11 protein-coding genes are annotated in these 18,116 nt (G+C 58.4%); 9 read left to right on the top strand and 2 right to left on the bottom strand.

Annotated features, from left to right (window positions below):
- Positions 1-9: 9 nt before the first annotated feature.
- The 9 genes from lpxD to RRF64_RS05430 all read left to right on the top strand — a co-directional run bounded on the left by lpxD (position 10) and on the right by RRF64_RS05430 (position 15,733).
- Positions 10-1,071, top strand: coding sequence for a UDP-3-O-(3-hydroxymyristoyl)glucosamine N-acyltransferase (gene lpxD / locus RRF64_RS05470; RefSeq protein WP_323844811.1), 1,062 nt, complete (start codon positions 10-12; stop codon positions 1,069-1,071).
- Between the two features lie 101 nt (positions 1,072-1,172).
- Complete coding sequence (fabZ, locus tag RRF64_RS05465) at positions 1,173-1,610, top strand: 3-hydroxyacyl-ACP dehydratase FabZ (RefSeq protein ID WP_323844810.1); 438 nt, start codon at positions 1,173-1,175, stop codon at positions 1,608-1,610.
- Positions 1,611-1,732: 122 nt separating this feature from the next.
- On the top strand, positions 1,733-2,512 hold the full coding sequence (gene lpxA / locus RRF64_RS05460) for an acyl-ACP--UDP-N-acetylglucosamine O-acyltransferase (protein ID WP_323844809.1): 780 nt from the start codon (positions 1,733-1,735) through the stop codon (positions 2,510-2,512).
- A gap of 137 nt (positions 2,513-2,649) precedes the next feature.
- Positions 2,650-3,807, top strand: coding sequence for a lipid-A-disaccharide synthase (lpxB, locus tag RRF64_RS05455; protein WP_323844808.1), 1,158 nt, complete (start codon positions 2,650-2,652; stop codon positions 3,805-3,807).
- Positions 3,800-4,417: a ribonuclease HII gene (gene rnhB / locus RRF64_RS05450; RefSeq protein ID WP_323844807.1), complete on the top strand. Its 618-nt coding sequence runs from the start codon at positions 3,800-3,802 to the stop codon at positions 4,415-4,417. The genes lpxB and rnhB overlap by 8 nt, the downstream gene beginning before the upstream one ends.
- Positions 4,418-4,786: 369 nt before the next feature.
- Positions 4,787-11,836 (top strand): carboxypeptidase regulatory-like domain-containing protein, encoded by a 7,050-nt coding sequence (locus RRF64_RS05445; protein WP_323844806.1) that lies wholly within the window; start codon positions 4,787-4,789, stop codon positions 11,834-11,836.
- A gap of 118 nt (positions 11,837-11,954) precedes the next feature.
- Positions 11,955-15,047: a transglutaminase-like domain-containing protein gene (locus RRF64_RS05440; RefSeq protein ID WP_323844805.1), complete on the top strand. Its 3,093-nt coding sequence runs from the start codon at positions 11,955-11,957 to the stop codon at positions 15,045-15,047.
- The gene (locus tag RRF64_RS05435; RefSeq protein ID WP_323844804.1) at positions 15,037-15,468 is read left to right on the top strand and encodes a hypothetical protein; all 432 of its coding nucleotides are present in this window, start codon (positions 15,037-15,039) and stop codon (positions 15,466-15,468) included. The genes RRF64_RS05440 and RRF64_RS05435 overlap by 11 nt, the downstream gene beginning before the upstream one ends.
- A complete protein-coding gene (locus tag RRF64_RS05430; protein WP_323844803.1) occupies positions 15,452-15,733 on the top strand; it encodes a hypothetical protein in 282 nt (93 codons plus the stop codon). Before RRF64_RS05435 ends, RRF64_RS05430 begins: the two co-directional genes overlap by 17 nt.
- Positions 15,734-15,861: 128 nt before the next feature.
- Here RRF64_RS05430 and RRF64_RS05425 read toward each other — a convergent pair whose 3' ends face one another.
- Entirely contained in the window at positions 15,862-17,139 is a 1,278-nt protein-coding gene (locus RRF64_RS05425; RefSeq protein ID WP_323844802.1) for an HlyC/CorC family transporter, read from the bottom strand.
- A 69-nt stretch (positions 17,140-17,208) separates the two neighbouring features.
- Positions 17,209-18,009 carry a cytochrome C assembly family protein gene (locus tag RRF64_RS05420; RefSeq protein ID WP_323844801.1) on the bottom strand — a complete coding sequence of 267 codons (801 nt, stop codon included), beginning with the start codon at positions 18,007-18,009 and terminating at the stop codon, positions 17,209-17,211.
- Positions 18,010-18,116 lie beyond the last annotated feature (107 nt).

Below are 18,116 nucleotides of genomic sequence, written 5' to 3'. Positions count from 1 at the left end.
CGCTATTTGATGACAGACAAGCCAACCCTCGCCCAGCTGGCGCAGCAGCTGGGCGCCGAACTGCGCCTGGCGCCCGGAGCTGACGCCAATCAGCCGGTTTCCGGGCTCAATACGCTGCAGGACGCCGATGCCGGCCAGGTCAGTTTTCTCGCCAGCGCGAATTACCGCCGCTTCCTCGCCGATACCCGCGCCTGCGCCGTATTGCTCAGTGCGGATTTCGCAGACGAGTGCCCGGTTTCCGCCCTGATCGTCGACAACCCCTATCACGCCTTTGCCCGCGCCACGGCGATCTTTGATACAGCGCCGCAGCCGGCACCCGGGATTCACCCGGCGGCGACCGTGGATCCCGACGCGGAGGTCGACCCCTCCGCCAGTATCGGGGCCGGCGCGGTGATCGAGGCCCGGGCCAGAATCGGCGCTGGCGCGCTTATCGGTGCCAACTGCGTGGTGGGCGAAGGCGCCGAGATTGGTGCCGGTACCCGCCTGTATCCCGGCGCGATCGTCTACCACGGTTGCTCGATCGGGCGCGACTGCGTTATCCACAGCCAGGCCGTGATCGGTGCCGATGGCTTTGGATTCGCACCGCACCAGCGGCAGTGGATCAAGATCCACCAGCTGGGCGGTGTCGAGATCGGCGATGAGGTGGAAATCGGGGCCTGTTCCTGTATCGATCGCGGCGCCCTGGGCAATACTGTGATCGGCCGTGGGGTCAAGATCGACAACCAGGTGCAAATCGCGCACAATGTGCAAATTGGTGACTACTCAGCCATGGCCGCCTGTTCGGCGGTAGCCGGCAGCGCGGTCATCGGCAAGCACTGCACACTGGCCGGTGGTGCCGGCGTGGTGGGGCATGTCACTGTCGCGGATGGCAGTCATATCACCGCGCGGACACTGGTGACCAAGTCCATCGACAGTGCCGGTTCCTATTCCAGTGGTACACCTTTCTCCGACAGCCGCAACTGGCGCCGCAACGCAGTGCGCTACGGTCAGCTGGACCAGATGGCACGCCGCCTGAAGGAGCTGGAGAAGCAGCTGGAAGATCTGGCGCGCCGCGACGGGACAGAAGATTAAGTTAACCGACATCGAGTCGATCAAATTGGGTTTGTAGTTTTCGGGGCCTAGGTGTGCAGCAGTACACTTACGCCCCGAAGTGGTTTCTGGGGACTTTTGAAATGATGGACGTACGCGAAATTCGTCAATACCTGCCGCACCGCTATCCGTTTTTGCTGGTGGACAGGGTTGTAGAGCTGGAAGAGGGAAAATACATCAAGGGCTACAAGAACATTTCCATCAATGAGGAAGTGTTCAACGGCCATTTTCCCGAAATGCCGATCTTTCCCGGCGTCATGATCGTCGAGGCCTTGGCGCAGGTGTCCGGAATTCTCGGATTCAAAACCCTCGGCCAGAAACCGGAAGATGGCTTTCTGTATCTTTTCGGCGGCATCGACAATGTGCGCTTCAAGCGCCAGGTGGTTCCGGGCGATCGGTTGGAGCTGGAATCCCAGGTGGTTTCCGAACGTCGTAGCATCTGGAAATTCTCCTGCAAGGCGAGTGTCGACGGTGAACTGGCCGCTTCCGCCGATGTCCTGTGCGCGGTGAAAAAAGTCTGATCGAATACCGCGGACAGTATTGGGAAGGTTGGAGTGGCAGCCTGTGACCAATTCGGTTCCTTTATTTTTGATTCGCGTTTAAAGTAGCCGAATACCCCAAAGTTCGAGGAATAGGGCGCAGAATGCAGACGAATATCCACCCCACTGCGATTGTCGACGAATCGGCAAAGATAGGCACCGGGGTGAGTGTCGGTCCATACACGGTAGTGGGGCCGGGAGTGGAGATCGGCGACGGCTGCGAGATCGCCTCCCATGTGGTGCTGAGCGGGCCTACCAGGCTCGGCAGGAACAACCGCATTTACCAGTTTGCGTCTGTCGGCCAGGATACGCCGGATAAGAAGTATCGGGGTGAGCACACCACCCTGGTGATCGGCGACAACAACGTGATTCGCGAGGGCGTCACCATCCACCGCGGAACAGTGCAGGACCGCGGTGAGACCACGATCGGCAACGACAACCTGATCATGGCTTATGCCCACGTGGGTCACGACAGCGTCATCGGCAATAACACCATCCTTGTCAATAATGTCGCCCTCGCCGGCCATGTGGTTGTGCGCGACTGGGCGATTCTCAGCGGATTCAGCCTGGTGCATCAGTTCTGCACGATCGGCGAGCACGCCTTTACCGGCATGGGTGCCGCAATTGGCAAGGATGTGCCCGCCTATGTGATGGTGGCCGGCAACCCGGCGGAAGCCAAAACCATCAACGCCGAAGGCCTGCGTCGCCGCGGTTTTTCCCGCGATGACATCGCCTTGATCAACAAGGCTTACAAGATTGTTTATCGCCGTGGTCTCACCATGCAGGAGGCGCTGGAGGCGCTGGCTGAACTGCGGGAGCAGTCTGTCGTGGTGCAACCCTGGATCGACTCACTCACATCCTCCGCCCGCGGCATTGTCCGCTGAATCAAAGTAGAATTTTGGCAGTGCGCCTGTAGGAGCGGCGGGGCGGCCATCCGCCCGTGGCCGCGGTCTTACTTGGGGTTATCTACCTGATTTGATCGCGGCCATGTGCCGCTCCCACAAAGAGAGGATTTCGCGGAGTGACAGCTAACGAAAAGCCGCTACGTATCGGCATAGTCGCCGGCGAGGCCTCCGGCGACATTCTCGGTGCCGGCCTGATCGGCGCGCTGCAAAAGCGTTATCCACAGTTGCAGGTCGAGGGCATTGCCGGTCCGCGCATGCTGGCGCTTGGCGCCCAGTCCCTGTTTCCGATGGAGCGGCTGTCAGTGATGGGGCTGGTGGAGCCGCTCAAGCGCCTGCCGGAACTACTGAAAATCCGCCGCACTCTGCGTCAGCATTTTATCGACAATCCCCCGGATCTCTTTATCGGCATCGATTCGCCGGACTTTAATCTGTCCCTTGAGGAGTCCCTCAGGTCCGCGGGCATTCCGACAATGCACTATGTCAGCCCCTCGGTCTGGGCCTGGCGCCGCGGGCGCATCAAGAAGATAGCCTGCGCGGTGGACCATATGCTGACGCTGCTGCCGTTTGAGGCGAGCTTTTACCGCGAGCACAATGTGCCGGTTACCTTTGTCGGTCACCCGCTGGCAGATGAAATCCCATTGCAGGTGGATATGGCGGGGGCGCGGCGCGAGCTGGGCTTTGCGCAGGGCGACAAGGTGATCGCACTGTTGCCCGGCAGTCGCGGCGGGGAAGTGCGGTTGCTGGGGCCCTTGTTTCTGCAGACCGCGCGCTGGTGCTATCAGCGGCGCCCCGAACTCAAGTTCGTGTTGCCGGCGGCCAATGATCTGCGCCTGGCGGAGCTGAAGGTGCATCTCCAGGGTTTTACCGATCTGCCGGTGACCTTGCTTGACGGAGACTCGCACAAAGCCCTGGCCGCTGCCGACAGTGTACTCATCGCGTCCGGTACGGCGACGCTGGAAACCATGCTGCTGAAGAAGCCGATGGTTGTCGCCTACAAGATGGCGAGACTCTCTTATGCGATTTTCTCGCGCATGCTGCACACGCCCTGGGTTTCACTGCCGAACCTGCTGGCACAGCGCGAACTGGTGCCGGAGATTCTGCAGGACGATGCAACGCCCGAAAATCTCGGTGCCGCTCTGCTGCAATTTTTCGATGATCCGCTGTTGAGCGATCAGTTGCAGCGAGAATTTGATGAAATGCACCAGCAGTTGCGTCGCAATGCATCGGAGCGCGCTGCGGACGCCGTCTGCAAATTGATTGAGTCCAATGAGTAAGAAATCAACGCTGCCGCCCTATATCTGTCCCTATAAAGGAGCGCTGCTCGCGGGTGTCGATGAGGTGGGGCGTGGCCCTCTGGCCGGCGACGTGGTCGCGGCGGCGGTCATCCTCGATCCGGCGAGGCCGATCGAGGGACTGGCCGACTCGAAGAAACTGAGTGAAAAGAAACGCGAGCTGCTGTTCGACCAGATACGCGAACGCGCCCTCAGCTTTGCCATAGCGCGTGCGACCGTTGCGGAAATCGACCAGCTCAATATTCTGCACGCGAGTCTGCTGGCCATGCATCGCGCCGTGGCGCAGCTGCGAGTCCAGCCGGAATTCGTTCTCGTCGATGGCAACAAAAAGCCGGACTGGCACTATCCCTGTGACACAGTGGTCAAGGGGGACGATCGCGTGGCGGCCATCGCCGCCGCGTCGATTCTGGCCAAGGTGACCCGGGATCGGGAGATGGTGGAGCTGGACCGCCGGTATCCGGGTTACGGCCTGGCCGGGCACAAAGGTTATCCGACCAGGGCGCATCTGCAGGCTCTGGAGCAGCTGGGTCCCAGCCCGATTCATCGGCAGAGCTTTGCCCCGGTGAAGCAGTTATCTATGGAATTTCTCTAATTCTCAAATATCCCCATTGCGGCCATACGAGTGAGCTATTCTGAGGAAGCTTCAGGACTCCTTGCGCTCGCTGTTATAAGTTGGCACCTTTGTGCAAAACTCGACGGTAATAATTTTTAAATCTAGCGCGCATTTAATTTTACTGGTGTATTCGCTATTTAAGGTTCTTCTGACAGTAATGGATCCCCTCCTGTAATTACATGTGATCGTATTCCGCCGAATGCTGTGGTAAAACCCGCCTTCCATATATCGCCGAAACACAGTAACGTTGCGCTGCTAGAAATACAGTTGCGTTAATAAAATTATTTTGGCGAATTAATAGATCGGTGCGATCTATTAATTGCAGATTATAAGGATATTCCCTCGACCATGAAGGTTTCTTCTGTGCCCTATCTAATCCGTATGCTGATCATAGTGTCCTTGGTGGCCGTTTCGTTTCCAAGCTTTGCAAGCCTTGAACAAGGATATGCCTGGCTTGGAAGTCAGCAGCAGATGGACGGCGGTATATACCATCAGCAGGATATAGCCCTCCCCGAGCAGTCTACCAGTGAAGCTCTTGAGGCTGTTCTGTTGGCCTCGGAGCCCATTGGCATTGATCGAGGTAACGCCTTGTCCTCCCTTGAGACCGGAGAACTTTATACGGAGTCACTTGCCCGACGATTGCTGGCTAGTGTGGTTCGGACAAATTCTGATCAAAGCATCGCGGACTTACTGCGTGCGCGCCAAAATCCGGATGGTGGTTTTGCCAATGCGATCGGCGCCCAGAGCAATGCACTGGATACTTGCTGGGCTATTCGCGCCCTGGAAAGTGCCGGGGAGAGTAATTCGATCGTGCGCGCAAGAGCGATCGGGTATCTGATGGATTCACAGGAGTCCAATGGTTCCTGGTCCTATGATGGTCAGCACTCCTCCTATCTAACAAGCTGCATGATTGAGCAGCTGGTGAAATACCGGAATCAATACTCGGCGGTGGCGAATTCGGTCGCCGATGCCAACAACTATCTGATTGGGTTGTTGGACACTGTCTATGATGGCAGCGAGAGTGAAACTTTTATTAGAGCGCTCGTTCTGTCGGCCCTATCAGTTTCGGCGGAAGATGTTACTTTTCTACAAGCGGTAGCCGATGCTCTGCTGGCGGAACAGGCCGAAAATGGCAGCTGGAATGACGACGTTTATGTTACGGCGCTGTCCCTGCGCGGACTGAAGCGCTTTCAGGCGCGACTGTCGGCCGACCAGCAAAAGAGCGGTGCCATTAAAGGGGGGCTGGTAATTGCGGGCAGTATGGAGCCCATTGCTGGTGCTACGGTTACTGTTGTCGGCGGAGCTATATCAGCTTCGACGAACCAGCAGGGAGAGTTTGTTCTCTCGCCGGTAATGGCTGGCAGCGTAAACCTGTTAGTGGAAAAGGAAGGCTTCTCATCCACATCGGTCACCGTCGATAGTTTCGCCGGTGAAATCGCGAATGCGGGTACGCTCGCGTTATCCCTGACTACAGGAGAGGCCAGTCTCGCGGCTCTGATTGTCGATGAGCAGAGCAAAGCACCACTGTCACTGGCGAAGCTCACCCTGTCAGGGGATAGTGACTATGAGCTGGTTACTGCGAGTGACGGCTCCGCCTTCTTGGGCGGCGTCGCACCGGGCGAGTACCTGCTGAAGATCAGCGCACCCGGCTATTACGATTTGCAGTCGTCCGTCGATTTTGTATCGGACCAGGTTCTTCACATCAACCAGGGGTTGCTATCCCTTTCGTCAGTCCTGGATGATTTTCCGAGAGATCTAACTGGCATTGCGGTAGATGGCGAAACGGGTGAAGGGATTGCTGGTGCATCTATATCTCTGGGCGATATTACTGTCGTAGCGGACCCTGATGGACATTTCGTATTCACCAATATTGACCGCGGCGAGTATCGGTTGATGCTTTCGGCTGCCGGCTATGTGACGACGACATATGCGCTCAGCTTTCCGGCGGGAAGTAACGGGATTATCGGTAATCTGCCCCTTCATCGCAGTGCCAATAACCAGCCAGCTGACCTGGTAAACCTCTCGGCCAATGTCTATGACGCTTTGAGTCAGGCCCCGGTGCCCAACGCTCGGGTGATAGTAGATGGAATCGAGGCCTTTACCGATGCCGATGGTCGCGCCCGGATCTCCAATATCGGTGCCCAGAGCTTCCAGAGTGCCATCACCGCAAGTAACTACTTGGCGGCTACCTATCAAATTGAGGTGGGCGCCTATGGTAGCTTTAGTGCCGATTTGGTCCTGACCCCGGAAGCCGCTCCAACTGAGCAAGTGCAGTTGTCCGGGCTGATTCAAGATCTGCGTGGTGTGCCGATCGTGGACGCCCGAGTCGAGATTACCGAAACCGGCCAGGCGGCAGTGGTTGACGACCTTGGCAGTTACAGCCTTTCGGAGATAGACCCTCTGACCTTTACGCTGCAGGCCAGTGCACCACACTACCAGGGCAAATCGCTGTCCGTTGAATTGCAGCAGCCGGGCAGCTACGAGCTAAATGTAACATTGGACGATATTCCCACCGATCGTTTTCACATCGTCAATATCGAAGTGCCCAGTCGTGATGTTGTTGCCAACGACCGCGTCTATATCACTGCGGCGGTGCGTAATCTGGCGCTGGAGCCGCAGAGTGCAACCATCCGCGCCCAAGTGTTCAACGAGGGTGGGGAATGGGTCGCCGACATCGACGCGTTGTTGCCGGGTACAGAACTGGTCGCGGGCACGGTAGATTTCGCAGCGGAAGAAACTCTCGCGGTGCAGTTGCCCTGGAATACAGCGCAGAACCCCGCGGGAAGCTACAAGATCATCTTCAGCGTGCTGGAGCCGGGTTCGGTCAGCCGGACACTGCCCGGCGGCGTGGCGCTAGCCAGCGCATCCACCACTGCGCTGGTCCGGGGTTTCTCGGAGCTCAGTGGCGGACTGGCCTTCGTTCCGCCAATGAGCCAGTTCGGCAGCGAAAGCCCCGTCGAGCTGTCGATCTTTGTGCGCAATCTCGGCAATCAGGAACTGCCGGCGGGAAGCTATCAACTGACGATGCGAAATGATGCCGGAGAGGAACTGCTCGCTCGAAGCGTGGAAGTTCCGGCTCTGGCTGTCAATGAAGTCGCGGAACTGAATTTTGCTAACTGGGTTCCTCAGGAAGCCGGCCACCTGAGCGTGTCGGTACATCATACCGGCGTTCCAGAAGCCGGTAACATTAACGCCATTTACTATGTGGGAGATGTTGCCAGTGGCGAGTTCGTGTTGGACCAGGCGGTGTTCCCCGAAGGGGATAACCTGGTCGGTGCGCACATCAATTTACGGGGTGTGGACAACACGCAGGGCTCTTCCACCGATCCGCTTCTTGATGAAGTACGCGCAGCGGTCACCAAAGGCGGGCAATATGTCGGGCCGAATGCCAGGAACTGGCATTCGCGCAATCGCTGCCTGGGTTGCCATATTCAGACGCAGAGTCTGGTGGGATTGGCATCGTCACTGGACAAGGCCGATATAGACCCAGGCCAGGCAAAATTCTTATATAACGCGATCGCGAGCAGCCAGCAAAGCGATGGCAGCCTCAGAAGTTCGCACTCTTGGACTAAGACACCTACCAGTCTCGGTCTCTGGTCATTGGCGGAGTGGCCAGATAGAAATGCGAGCTACAGAACCAGGTACAGGGCCGCCGAACATTTGATGAATCGGAGGAGCAATAGTGGGGCGCAGACCTACTGGACTGCCGATCATAGTACGGGTTGGCAGTCGGTTGCACATGAAGGAATTACTGCGATAGTGGCAAAATCCTTCGCCGAACTGATTGAAACTTCCGAGCAGGGAGAGGGATCTCTTATAGATTACAATCTTGGGGATTCTCGGCCTCTCGCTCTGGGAAGTCGACCCGCAGGCATGGTAGCGACCGACCAGGGACTGTTGATCGCCAAGCGCGGCGGTGTCGAATTGTTTGACCCCGCTTCCGGCGAGACCACTGTGGTCTACCAGGACAACTCCGGGCGCAATCTCTACGATGTGGCTGTCGGCCCACGTGGGGAAGTTTATGTGTCTGGCCATGCCACTGTCACCCGTATTACCGCGGACGGCACTGTCACAAATCTTGCACTCGGCAATGGCCACTACACCGGCATTGTCTACTGGCGGGGCGGCATCTATGTGACGGAACCAGCGGCCCGACGCGTCTGGAAGTTGGACGCCAGCGGGCAGTGGCAGGTTTTTGCGTCCGGTGGGCTGGTTGTTTACCCGGACGGGCTTGCGGTTTCTGACGAGGAAACCCTGCTGGTAAGCAATGGTCCCGGCGCCTTCAATATCCTGGAAATCGATGCCGCGGCAAATATCAGCGTCTTTGCCGATGGTTTCTCCTATCCCCCGTTCCGTATTACCCCGTTGGGGGGCGGCGAATACCTGGTGACAACCGGCAGTTTCAGCAACTCCGGGCTGTATACCCCACACGGGTTGAACCTGCTCCGTGCAGACGGGACCCTGGAGCGGCTGTTCAGTGCCGACCGGGTGAACGGCACTGCGGCGTTTGCCGGCCATTGGTATGTAACCAATGAATCGACAAACAGCGTCCAGCCGGTGGTCAAAACACCCATGCCTTCCAAGCTGATCGGCGACATAAAAGAAACGGCTCCGCGCATCGCGAACTACTTCCTGGCCAGAGCCGGGAACAATGACAGCCAGACGTTGTATATTGCCTTCCGATTGGTAGGCCTGGCGGAACTGAGGAAGATCATCGCCGACGAATCCATGCAGGTGCAGATGGATGAAGCAATAGCTCAGATGGCCGAAAGGTTGCGCAGCCGCCAGCGCGCCGATGGCGGCTGGGGCCAGTATGTGAGTTGGGGTAGTGATCCGCTGACCACCGCCTGGGTGGGAATAGCGCTGGACTACACCAATCCGTCATCGGACGATCCGATGGTACGCAATGCAATCACCTACCTGTTGAATTCGCAGTCCGGCGGCGGCGACTGGTGGGGACGCTACTTCAGCACGCGCCTCGGCACCACCAGCATGGTCATGGCCTATATGCCCAAGGCAATCGAGCGCCTTGGCGGGCTGGATGTGGGCGTAGACCTGTCGCTACCGCCGAACATCGCGCTGTCCGATCCGTCGGTGCCGCCGGCCAGTTCGGACAGCCTGGCCGACGGGACGACGGAATACCGCTGGGATCTGACCGGTGTTACCGCCAACGGCCAGAAAATAGATTTCAACTTGTCGATCGCCGACCTGCAACTGGGTGAGATCCGCCCGGTGGCCAAGAGTGCGACCATCGAATTCGCCAACTCCTTTACCGACGAAATCATCCCGCGCGAGCTGGAAGTCCCTGCAGTCACTGCAGCCAGTGAGCTGGCCCTGACAGTGGGCACGGACCAATCCCGCTACACCGCCTACGAGACGGTAAATATCTCAGTTCCGTTGACCAACAATGGTCCCGACATTACCGGTGGCACTTTGCATGTGCAGATAAGGAGCGCCGAGGGGCAACAGCTGATTGCGGAGCTCGAGCTTAAGCCTGCGGTAGAGCTGGTGGCGGGCCAGCGCGAGACGTTCAACTTCTCGTGGAATACCGGCAATTACCGGGCGGGTGACTACCGGGCCTACGGCTTTGTCAGCGACCAGAGTGGCCGCACTCTGATCGATGGCTCTGCCGCCTTTGCGATAGATGCCAGCGGGCGCGATGGCAATCCGGACGTGCGCTACGGCGTTAATGTCAGCGCCGAGCAGCCGGTGTATCCGCCGTGGAGCCAGGTGCGCCTGGATGCCCGGGTTAGCAACTTGACCGTCAACGATGCGCTGGAACCGGCACTGGCAAAACTGGTGGTGACCGACCCACAGGGTGAGGTTGTACTGAATTACAGCCGCGTCATTCCCGAACTCACTGCAAATGTACTGCGGGATTTCCAGCAATCCCTGGAGCTGCGCGACGCTAGCTCGGGCCGCTACGACGTGGCTCTGACCCTGTGGAACGCGCAGGTTTCTGAACGACTGGCAAAAAGCAGTACCCAATTTGTGGTGGAGGACAGCTCGCTTGTCCAGATTCTCGGCACTGTGGAGGCCGCGGCTTCGGTAGTGCCGCAGGGCGACCCGCAGAGCTGCACGGATACCCTGCATAACCGCTCGGCGACGCGCGAGGTGAACGTTGATTTGCAGCAGTTGCTGCTGCGCGCGGATGATGAGACGGAAGTTCTCAGCCAGGGCAGGAATCTATCGCTGGCGTCGCAGCAGAGAGTGACTCTGAGTCGCGGTATAGAGACTGCGGACTTGGCGTTGGGCAATTACATCTGCGTACTGCGGGCGGTGACCGGTGACTCGGCGGAGACCCTGGGCTACGCCGTCTTTACCGTGGTCGAACCGCCAATAGAGATAACCGGCAGCCTCGAGATAGGTGCACACGGTCGCCTGCTGGCACTGATCGACGCCGATGGACCGGACCCGCACGGCGATGTTGATGTACCGGATATGGGCAGCCAGCGCAGCTATCTCGAGGTATTGCTCGACGCCGCCGGCTGGAGCTACACCATTGTCGACAACGCCGATGACTTCGACCGCGAGCTGAAGGAAGGAGGCTATAGCGTCTACGCCCTGTTCAGCGAACAGGTGAAACTCAGCAAAAGCACACAGCAGGCGCTGGTGGACAGGGTCGCATCCGGTGACGGCCTCTTGTCTGGCGGCCACGACCGCCGCAACCGCTTTGTTGAGGCTGCACTCGGTATCGAAGTGCGTGGCAATAGCGCTCATGCGAAGGGCGCCACACTGGAGGAGAGCGTTCTCGGCGCGGCGGCTAGTCTCGACTTCGATGTCGGTGGCAAGGTGCTTACCTTCGCACCCGCCGGCGCGGAAGTCGTGGGGCATTTCAGTGAACTTGCCGGAGAGACCAGTAAAGGAAAGGGCGGGAATGCGCCTCAGGAAGACAATGCGCTGGCACTCTTCCGTTATGGCAGTGGCCGTTCCATGTTCACCGGCTTCGACCTGCTGGCCAATGCCGCTGCGCGCGCCGAAGTACTGGCGCAGGGTGGCGACGGACGGCCGGATTCGCCGGACAATGCTTTCGCCCGCTTGCTGCTTGCGGGCCTCGAAGAGGTGCACCCGCAGCAACTACTGCCGCGGGCGGGCAAGACACTGCCGCTGGCACTGCAGATCAACAACGAGAAGCGGGCGACGCCGGGGCGCGCCCTGTTGTTGCTGAGCGGTGGCCTCTCCATGGTGGATGCCGACACCTTTGTCCCGCAGCAGGATGGCAGCTGGTCGGCGGCGTTCAACTTGGCGGAGGGTGAATCTCGCAGCCTGACAATCTACGTGCGACTGCCCGGAACTGCGGCCAGTGAAGAGGTGGGACTGGTGCTGCAATCCGGCGAGGCACCGGACTATGTGGAGCAACAGACACTGCTGCTACCGATAGCGGTACAGTCTCCTTAGAGAGCGGGGGCTGTATTCGCACTTCCCCGCGACAGCAGAAAACCTACAAACAGATTAAAGAACAAAAGATAGTTCCGGCGGCCAGTTTGCCGCCGGTTGAGCAGGAGTAGACCAATCCATGACGGACCTGGCACTGGATCGCTTTCGCAAGGGGGTGGGGGCAAAAGGCGCTGCCGCCATCACCGCATTTATCTTCAGCTTTGTATTTTATTTTTCACCGGCCAGTAAAGCGGTGGCCGATGAAATCAATCGCAAAGACGAGCGCCTGGCGCGCATAGAGCAGCTGAAAGAGACTACCACCGAGCGAAAGCTGGCTCACAGGTTGCAAAAGCTGAAGGCGAAAGTGGTCCGCCAGCTGCCCGAGGCAATCGCCAGACGCGAAGCGGGAAAAGGCTGGTGGGCGCGCTCACTGGACAGTCTCGGCTTCGGGGACATGGGCATCAGCGATGCCGAGTTGGTGGAATTGGAGGAGTTGCGCCGCTCCGTGATGGAGGCCTGGGGCGAGGCTGAGGTCGAGTTGTCTCAAAGCGGCGAGCAATTGGCGCGGCGCCATTTGCCGGCAGTGGCAACAGATCGGCACCAGAAGGCGACCCGGGCGATTCGCGACGGCTACCGGCAGTTGCAGGAGCGCATGGACAAATTGCTGTTTGCCGAGAGCGGCGAGGAGCGCGAAGCGGCTCGCCAACAACTGACTGAATTCCTGCAGGAACAGCAATTCCAGCGCCGCCATACCCCGGTCGACCCGCAGCGGCTGCCCTGGGGCAGTGCGGACCGCAAGGTGCGCCCGCCGCTAGTGGACGGCACCGATCTGCAGGCCAGCCTAGGGCTGGACCCCTACGACGGTCCAATCCAATTGGCCGCCAGCGAGCTGACCCCGCTGATGCTGGCCGGCGCCCTCAGCGTGAGCCAGCCCACGGATGCCCATCTCGCGGAAACCCCCGATATCGCCATCAGCGACGCCATGCGCGAGCTGGCCGCCAGCCTGGACAACAGTCCCACGGAAATCTACGCCTGGGTGCACAACAATATCCGCTTCGTGCCCAGCTACGGCTCCATCCAGGGCGCCGCCCATACGCTGGAAACCCTGCGCGGGAATGCCATGGATACCGCCAGCCTGCTGATCGGCCTGCTGCGCGCCGCCGGTATCCCAGCGCGCTATGCCTACGGCACCGTGGATATCCCGGTCGAGCAGGTGACGAACTGGGTCGGCGGTGTGACCACCCCCGACGCCGCGCTGAATCTGCTGGGGCAGGGCGGCATTCCCAGTATCGGCCTGATCCAGAACGGCGTCGTCACCCATATCCGCCTGGAGCACGCCTGGGCGGAGGCCTGGGTGGACTTCGAACCCTCGCGCGGAGTCAAGAATCGCCAGGGCGACAACTGGATTCCCATGGATGCCAGCTTCAAGCAATACGAATTCAGTCCCGGCATGGATGTGCAGCAGGCAGTGCCCTTCGACACCCAGGGACTGATCGACGAGATCAGTGCAAACGCGACGGTGGATGAGGCTGCAGGCTGGGTGCAGAACTTGCCCCAGGGGGCGGTCGAAACGAAGTTGGCGGATTTCCAGCAGCAGCTGCAGACCTATATCGAGGCTCAGAACCCCGAGGCCACCGTGGGTGAAGTGCTGGGCCTGCAGGAAGTCAAGATAATCCCCGCCGGCCCGCTGAGCGCGGGCCTGCCCTACCGCCATATTGCCACCCAGACCCGCTTTGCCGAGGTGCCGGACCGGTTGCGCCACAAGTTCCGCTATATCCTGTCGACTTCTTTTTACGGCCAGGCCGGCAGCGAGATTGTCAGCCTGCTCGAACCCACGGTGAAGCTGGCCGGCAAGAAACTGGCGGTATCCTTCAGTCCCGCCACTGAAGACGACCAGGCGATTATCGACAGCTACCTGCCGGAACCGGATCCGGAAACAGGGGAAATAGACCCGGCACAGATGCCGGATACTTTGCCGGGCTACCTGATCCACCTGAAAGCCGAGATATCGCTGGATGGAGAAGTATCGAGCGAAGGCGGCGCCGGCACCATGGGCGGAGAGCTACACGAATCCCTGGCCCTGTGGAGCCCCAAGGACGGCTGGAACAACAGCACCAACCACCCCACTGCCGGTGAATACCGGGCCATAGGCCTCGACCTGCAGAGCATCAGCCCGGAACGGGCCGCGCGGCTGCAGGCGAGTGTGGAACAGACCAAGGCCGTGCTGGAAAGCGGCGACGATGCCCAGCTCGCGACGCTCACCAAGCACGAACTGGTCGGCGACCTGATCTACGGTACCATCTTCAGTTACTTCGCGCTCAACGACGTCCAGGACCAGATACAGGCGCAGAGCTCGAATATCGTCACCTACCGGCTGCCCAGCTATGGCATCTTCAGCACGGGATTGCAGACCCACTACTGGTTCGGCACGCCGCGCAATGTCAGCTTCGACGGGTTGAACATGGACGTGGATCTGATGTACTACCAGACGGCGGCGCAGGATAACGACCAGCAGAAGGTCATTGCCTTTCATCAGGCCGCCGGTGCCCGGAGCAGCGCCATGGAGCATCTGGTGCCGGAGCAGATGTTCAGTACGCCGGAAGCGCCCGCCCAAGGAATTTCGGCGGTAAAGGCTCTGGCTATCGCCAGCGCGGAAGGCCAGAAAATATGGACTGTTACCCAGAGTAATCTGGATATCGCGTTAAGTTCGATTCAACTGGATGCGGAGACTGAGGCGGAGATTCGGCAATCTGTTTTGGCGGGTAAGGTTGCTACGGCGCATGAACTGCCGATAAGTTTCAACGGGTGGATTGGAGAAGGATATCTTCTAATCGACCCGCAGACTGGAGCTGGGGCATTTAAGATTTCAGGGGGAAATAATGGTGGTGATCTTTTAAGTGCAATTGGAGCTTTACTCGGTCTTGCTGGTGTTGCGGTCACTGTTGGGGAATTCCTTGAGTCACTAGTAGGATTGGGAACCCTCTTTGCAAAAATAGGTGCAGTGTTAGGCCCCTTGGCTGTCCTCCTGTCAGTAGTCGATGCAAAGCTTTCAGGGTGTGGGGCTGGGGCTAGTTTGGGGATATTTGGGTTTTCGTTAGCAGCTTGGGCCGGAATGCTGGCGCTGAGCTTCTATGCGTTACCGCTCCTAATTATATTGCTAGCCATTATAGCAATCTCCTTAGTTCAATTTATTATTGTTTCTGGAATAAAAGAGGATTTTTGTGACGCTTAAAATGTATGCAGGTTCTCGATGGATAATTGTGAGGCTGTTACTTCATGTCACTTTCATATTACCTGTGATGTATCTATGGTATGTGGTAGTCGGAAGTAAATTGTACACGGGGATTTTTTTTGTTGGGTTGCTTATGGCGTATGTGGCTTTGATACATGCCCAGTTTAAAAAGCCGTTATTCGCCTTGTATGATAATTTTTTAGAGGTCAATAATTTTTTTTACACTGGTAGTAAAAAAATTTCATTGAATAAAATTAGGTCAATTGAGATGGGGAAAAAATATATAGTTCTTCATGCTGATTCAGAGCGTATAGTGATAAATTTATTTGGAATTCCTTCCGAAAAAGTAAAAAAGTTTATGTCTGATTTGAGGGGTGTTGTTGAAGGTGGGTTGGACATAAATATTGCTGACAATCAATAGCCCCAAAGAATTGATAAAGTGCATAGGTTCATTGTTGGGGCTTGTGTTGATTAGTGTCGATTGGAGAGAGTTTATCGCTGGGATTGCTGGCGTAGTAATAGTTGCAAAGTCTTTATTGTCCGGTGAAATTTTCTTGCCGGGAGCGGACATTAGTGCTTCAGATGGTGGGCTAGATTACGACATTATATTGTCAATTTTGTTTATCGCTGCCATTGGTTCATTAATTTTTTCCTTTAGAAGACATTTTTTGAAACGAAAAAAATAATTTCTTCTCCCTTTGCGAGCGGGGAGATGAACTAGGTCGGCGGCGTGACCACCGCCGACGCAGCGCTGAATCTGCTGGGTCAGGGCGGTGTCTCCAGTGTCGACTGGCTCAGAATGCGTGAAAGAGAGCTATGTGCGCTCGTTGATTTTTTTGACCCGCGCCCGGGTAATCATCTTGTCCGAGACTTGCTCGATTTCCACCAGGTAATTCAGTATGTAAAAACTGATATTGCCGTCGGGAATACTCTCCAGGTGCTCCATCGCCAGACCGTTGAACGTCTTGGGTCCGTCGGTGGGCAGTTCCCAGTGCAGGGTGCGATTGATGTCGCGAATGGAAGTGCCGCCCTCGATCAGGTACCAGCCGTCGCCGACCGCAATGATTTCCTCGTCCTCGCTGGGAACCGGGCTGGCGGTAAAGTCGCCGACGATTTCCTCCAGCAGGTCCTCCAGGGTGACTATGCCCATCACCTCGCCGTATTCGTCCACCACCAGGCCCATGCGGCGCTTCTTCTTCTGGAAGTTCATCAGCAGTGTCGGCAGCGGTGTCGCTTCGGGTACGAAGTAGGGCTCGTCGGTGTAGGATTGCAGGCGCTCCGCGCTGAATTCCTCCGGGCCGTCGCGCAGTATCTGCGCCGCGCGGCGCAGGTGCAGAATCCCCACCACCTGGTTGATATCGCCCTTGTAGACCGGCAGGCGGGTGTAGCTGCTCTCCGCCAGTTGCTGCAGGATCTTGTCACCGCTGTGTTCCAGGTCCACACCCACCACTTCATTGCGCGGAATCATGATGTCCTCCACCGTGGCCTGGTCCAGGTCCAGCACATTGAGCAGCATGCCCTTGTGCTTGCTCGGAATCAGGGCGCCGGATTCAAACACCACAGTGCGCAGTTCCTCTGGTGCCAGGTGCTCGGCCTCGGCGCCGGCGGAGGCCTCGACGCCGACAAGGCGCGCCAGTCCGTTGGAGACGCTGCCGACCAGCCACACCACCGGGGCCAGCAGCCACAGCAGCGGGCGCAGTACCAGCGTTGCGGGAAAGGCGATTTTCTCCGGGTGCAGGGCGGCAATGGTCTTAGGCGTGACTTCGGCAAAGACCAGGATGACGATTGTCAGCACCGCGGTGGCGTAGAAGACGCCGGCGTCGCCGTACAGCTGGGTGAAGACCACGCCGGCAATCACCGAGGCGAGAATGTTGACCAGGTTGTTGCCGATCAGGATAACGCCGATCAGCTTGTCCGGGCGCGACAGCAGCTCCACGGCTCGCTTGGCGCCGCGGTGACCGCTCTTGGCCTGGTGGCGCAGGCGGTAGCGGTTCAGCGCCATCATGCTGGTTTCGGAGCTGGAGAAGAAGGCGGAAATGACAATCAGCAGAGCCAGCAGGCTGAACAGCAGGCCGAGCGGTATCTCGTTCAAGGGGGAACTCTTTTTATGTCGAAGCGGGGATATTGAAACAGAATTCCCGCGCCCGCAAGTTTTCAGGCGTTAAGGCCGATTCAGTATGACTTCCAGCACGAATTTGCTGCCGAAAAAGGCCAGCATCAGCGCGGCAAAGGCGGTCAGGGTCCAGCGCACCGCGGTGTTGCCGCGCCAGCCCAGCTTCCAGTGGCCCCAGAGCAGGATGCTGTAGAGCACCCAGGCGAGAATCGACAGCGCGGTCTTGTGGACCAGGTGCTGGTCGAACAGATTGTCTACGAACAGGAACCCCGTCAGCAGCGAGGCTGTCAGCAGGAGCTGGCCGAAGGCGATAAGGCCGAACAGCAGCGACTCCATACTCTGCAGCGGTGGCAGCAAGCGGCTGATGCCGCCGGGGCGGTGGTTGTGCAGCTGCTGATTCAGGTAGAAGAGATAGATGGCCTGCAGCGTGGCCAGCGTCAGCAGCGAATAGGCGGCGATCGACAGCAGCGCGTGCACGGCAATCCCGGCGGAGAGCTGCTCGCGCGGTGTTGCGCCGCCCCAGGCATATCCCGCTGCCAGCTCTGTCAGTGCGCCGAGCGGGGCCAGGATCAGGATCAGCAATGTCAGCGGGCGGCCGGTGGCCAGGATCAATAGCAGCAGATTCACGACCCAGGCGATCAGCGACAGCATCGCCAGCAGGTCGAAGCGGTAACCCGCCGGTGAAACCAGGGTGTGGAGCAGGGAGATGGCGTGGGCCAGCAGTGCGCCCGCGAGCAGTCCCAGCAGCAGCCTGTTATCCGGCTGGCGCTTGCGGGAGAAGGCCAGGGCAGCCACCGCGGTAGTGGCGAGGTAGAGCGCGATTGCCGTCCAGTGGGCGAATGCCGCCATCGATAAATCCGTGTCTCAGTTGGATGCGAGTTGCGATAGGGCGGCAGTGTGTCACAGCGCGCCGGAGCTGGGAAGGTTTGGCGATATTTCGGCTGAGACTTGACCTG

Origin of the sequence: Microbulbifer magnicolonia (assembly GCF_035117725.1) — a bacterium.
Classification (GTDB): Bacteria; Pseudomonadota; Gammaproteobacteria; order Pseudomonadales; family Cellvibrionaceae; genus Microbulbifer; species Microbulbifer magnicolonia.
Note: the sequence above shows the minus strand (reverse complement) of the source record. Positions and strands in the feature narration are given on the sequence as shown.

Coding starts and splice junctions, on each gene's coding strand:
- rnhB (WP_323844807.1), top strand. CDS start 3,800: ATGAGTAAGAAATCAACGCTGCCGCCCTATATCTGTCCCTATAAAGGA.
- RRF64_RS05440 (WP_323844805.1), top strand. CDS start 11,955: ATGACGGACCTGGCACTGGATCGCTTTCGCAAGGGGGTGGGGGCAAAA.
- RRF64_RS05445 (WP_323844806.1), top strand. CDS start 4,787: ATGAAGGTTTCTTCTGTGCCCTATCTAATCCGTATGCTGATCATAGTG.
- fabZ (WP_323844810.1), top strand. CDS start 1,173: ATGATGGACGTACGCGAAATTCGTCAATACCTGCCGCACCGCTATCCG.
- lpxD (WP_323844811.1), top strand. CDS start 10: ATGACAGACAAGCCAACCCTCGCCCAGCTGGCGCAGCAGCTGGGCGCC.
- lpxA (WP_323844809.1), top strand. CDS start 1,733: ATGCAGACGAATATCCACCCCACTGCGATTGTCGACGAATCGGCAAAG.
- RRF64_RS05420 (WP_323844801.1), bottom strand. CDS start 18,009: ATGGCGGCATTCGCCCACTGGACGGCAATCGCGCTCTACCTCGCCACT.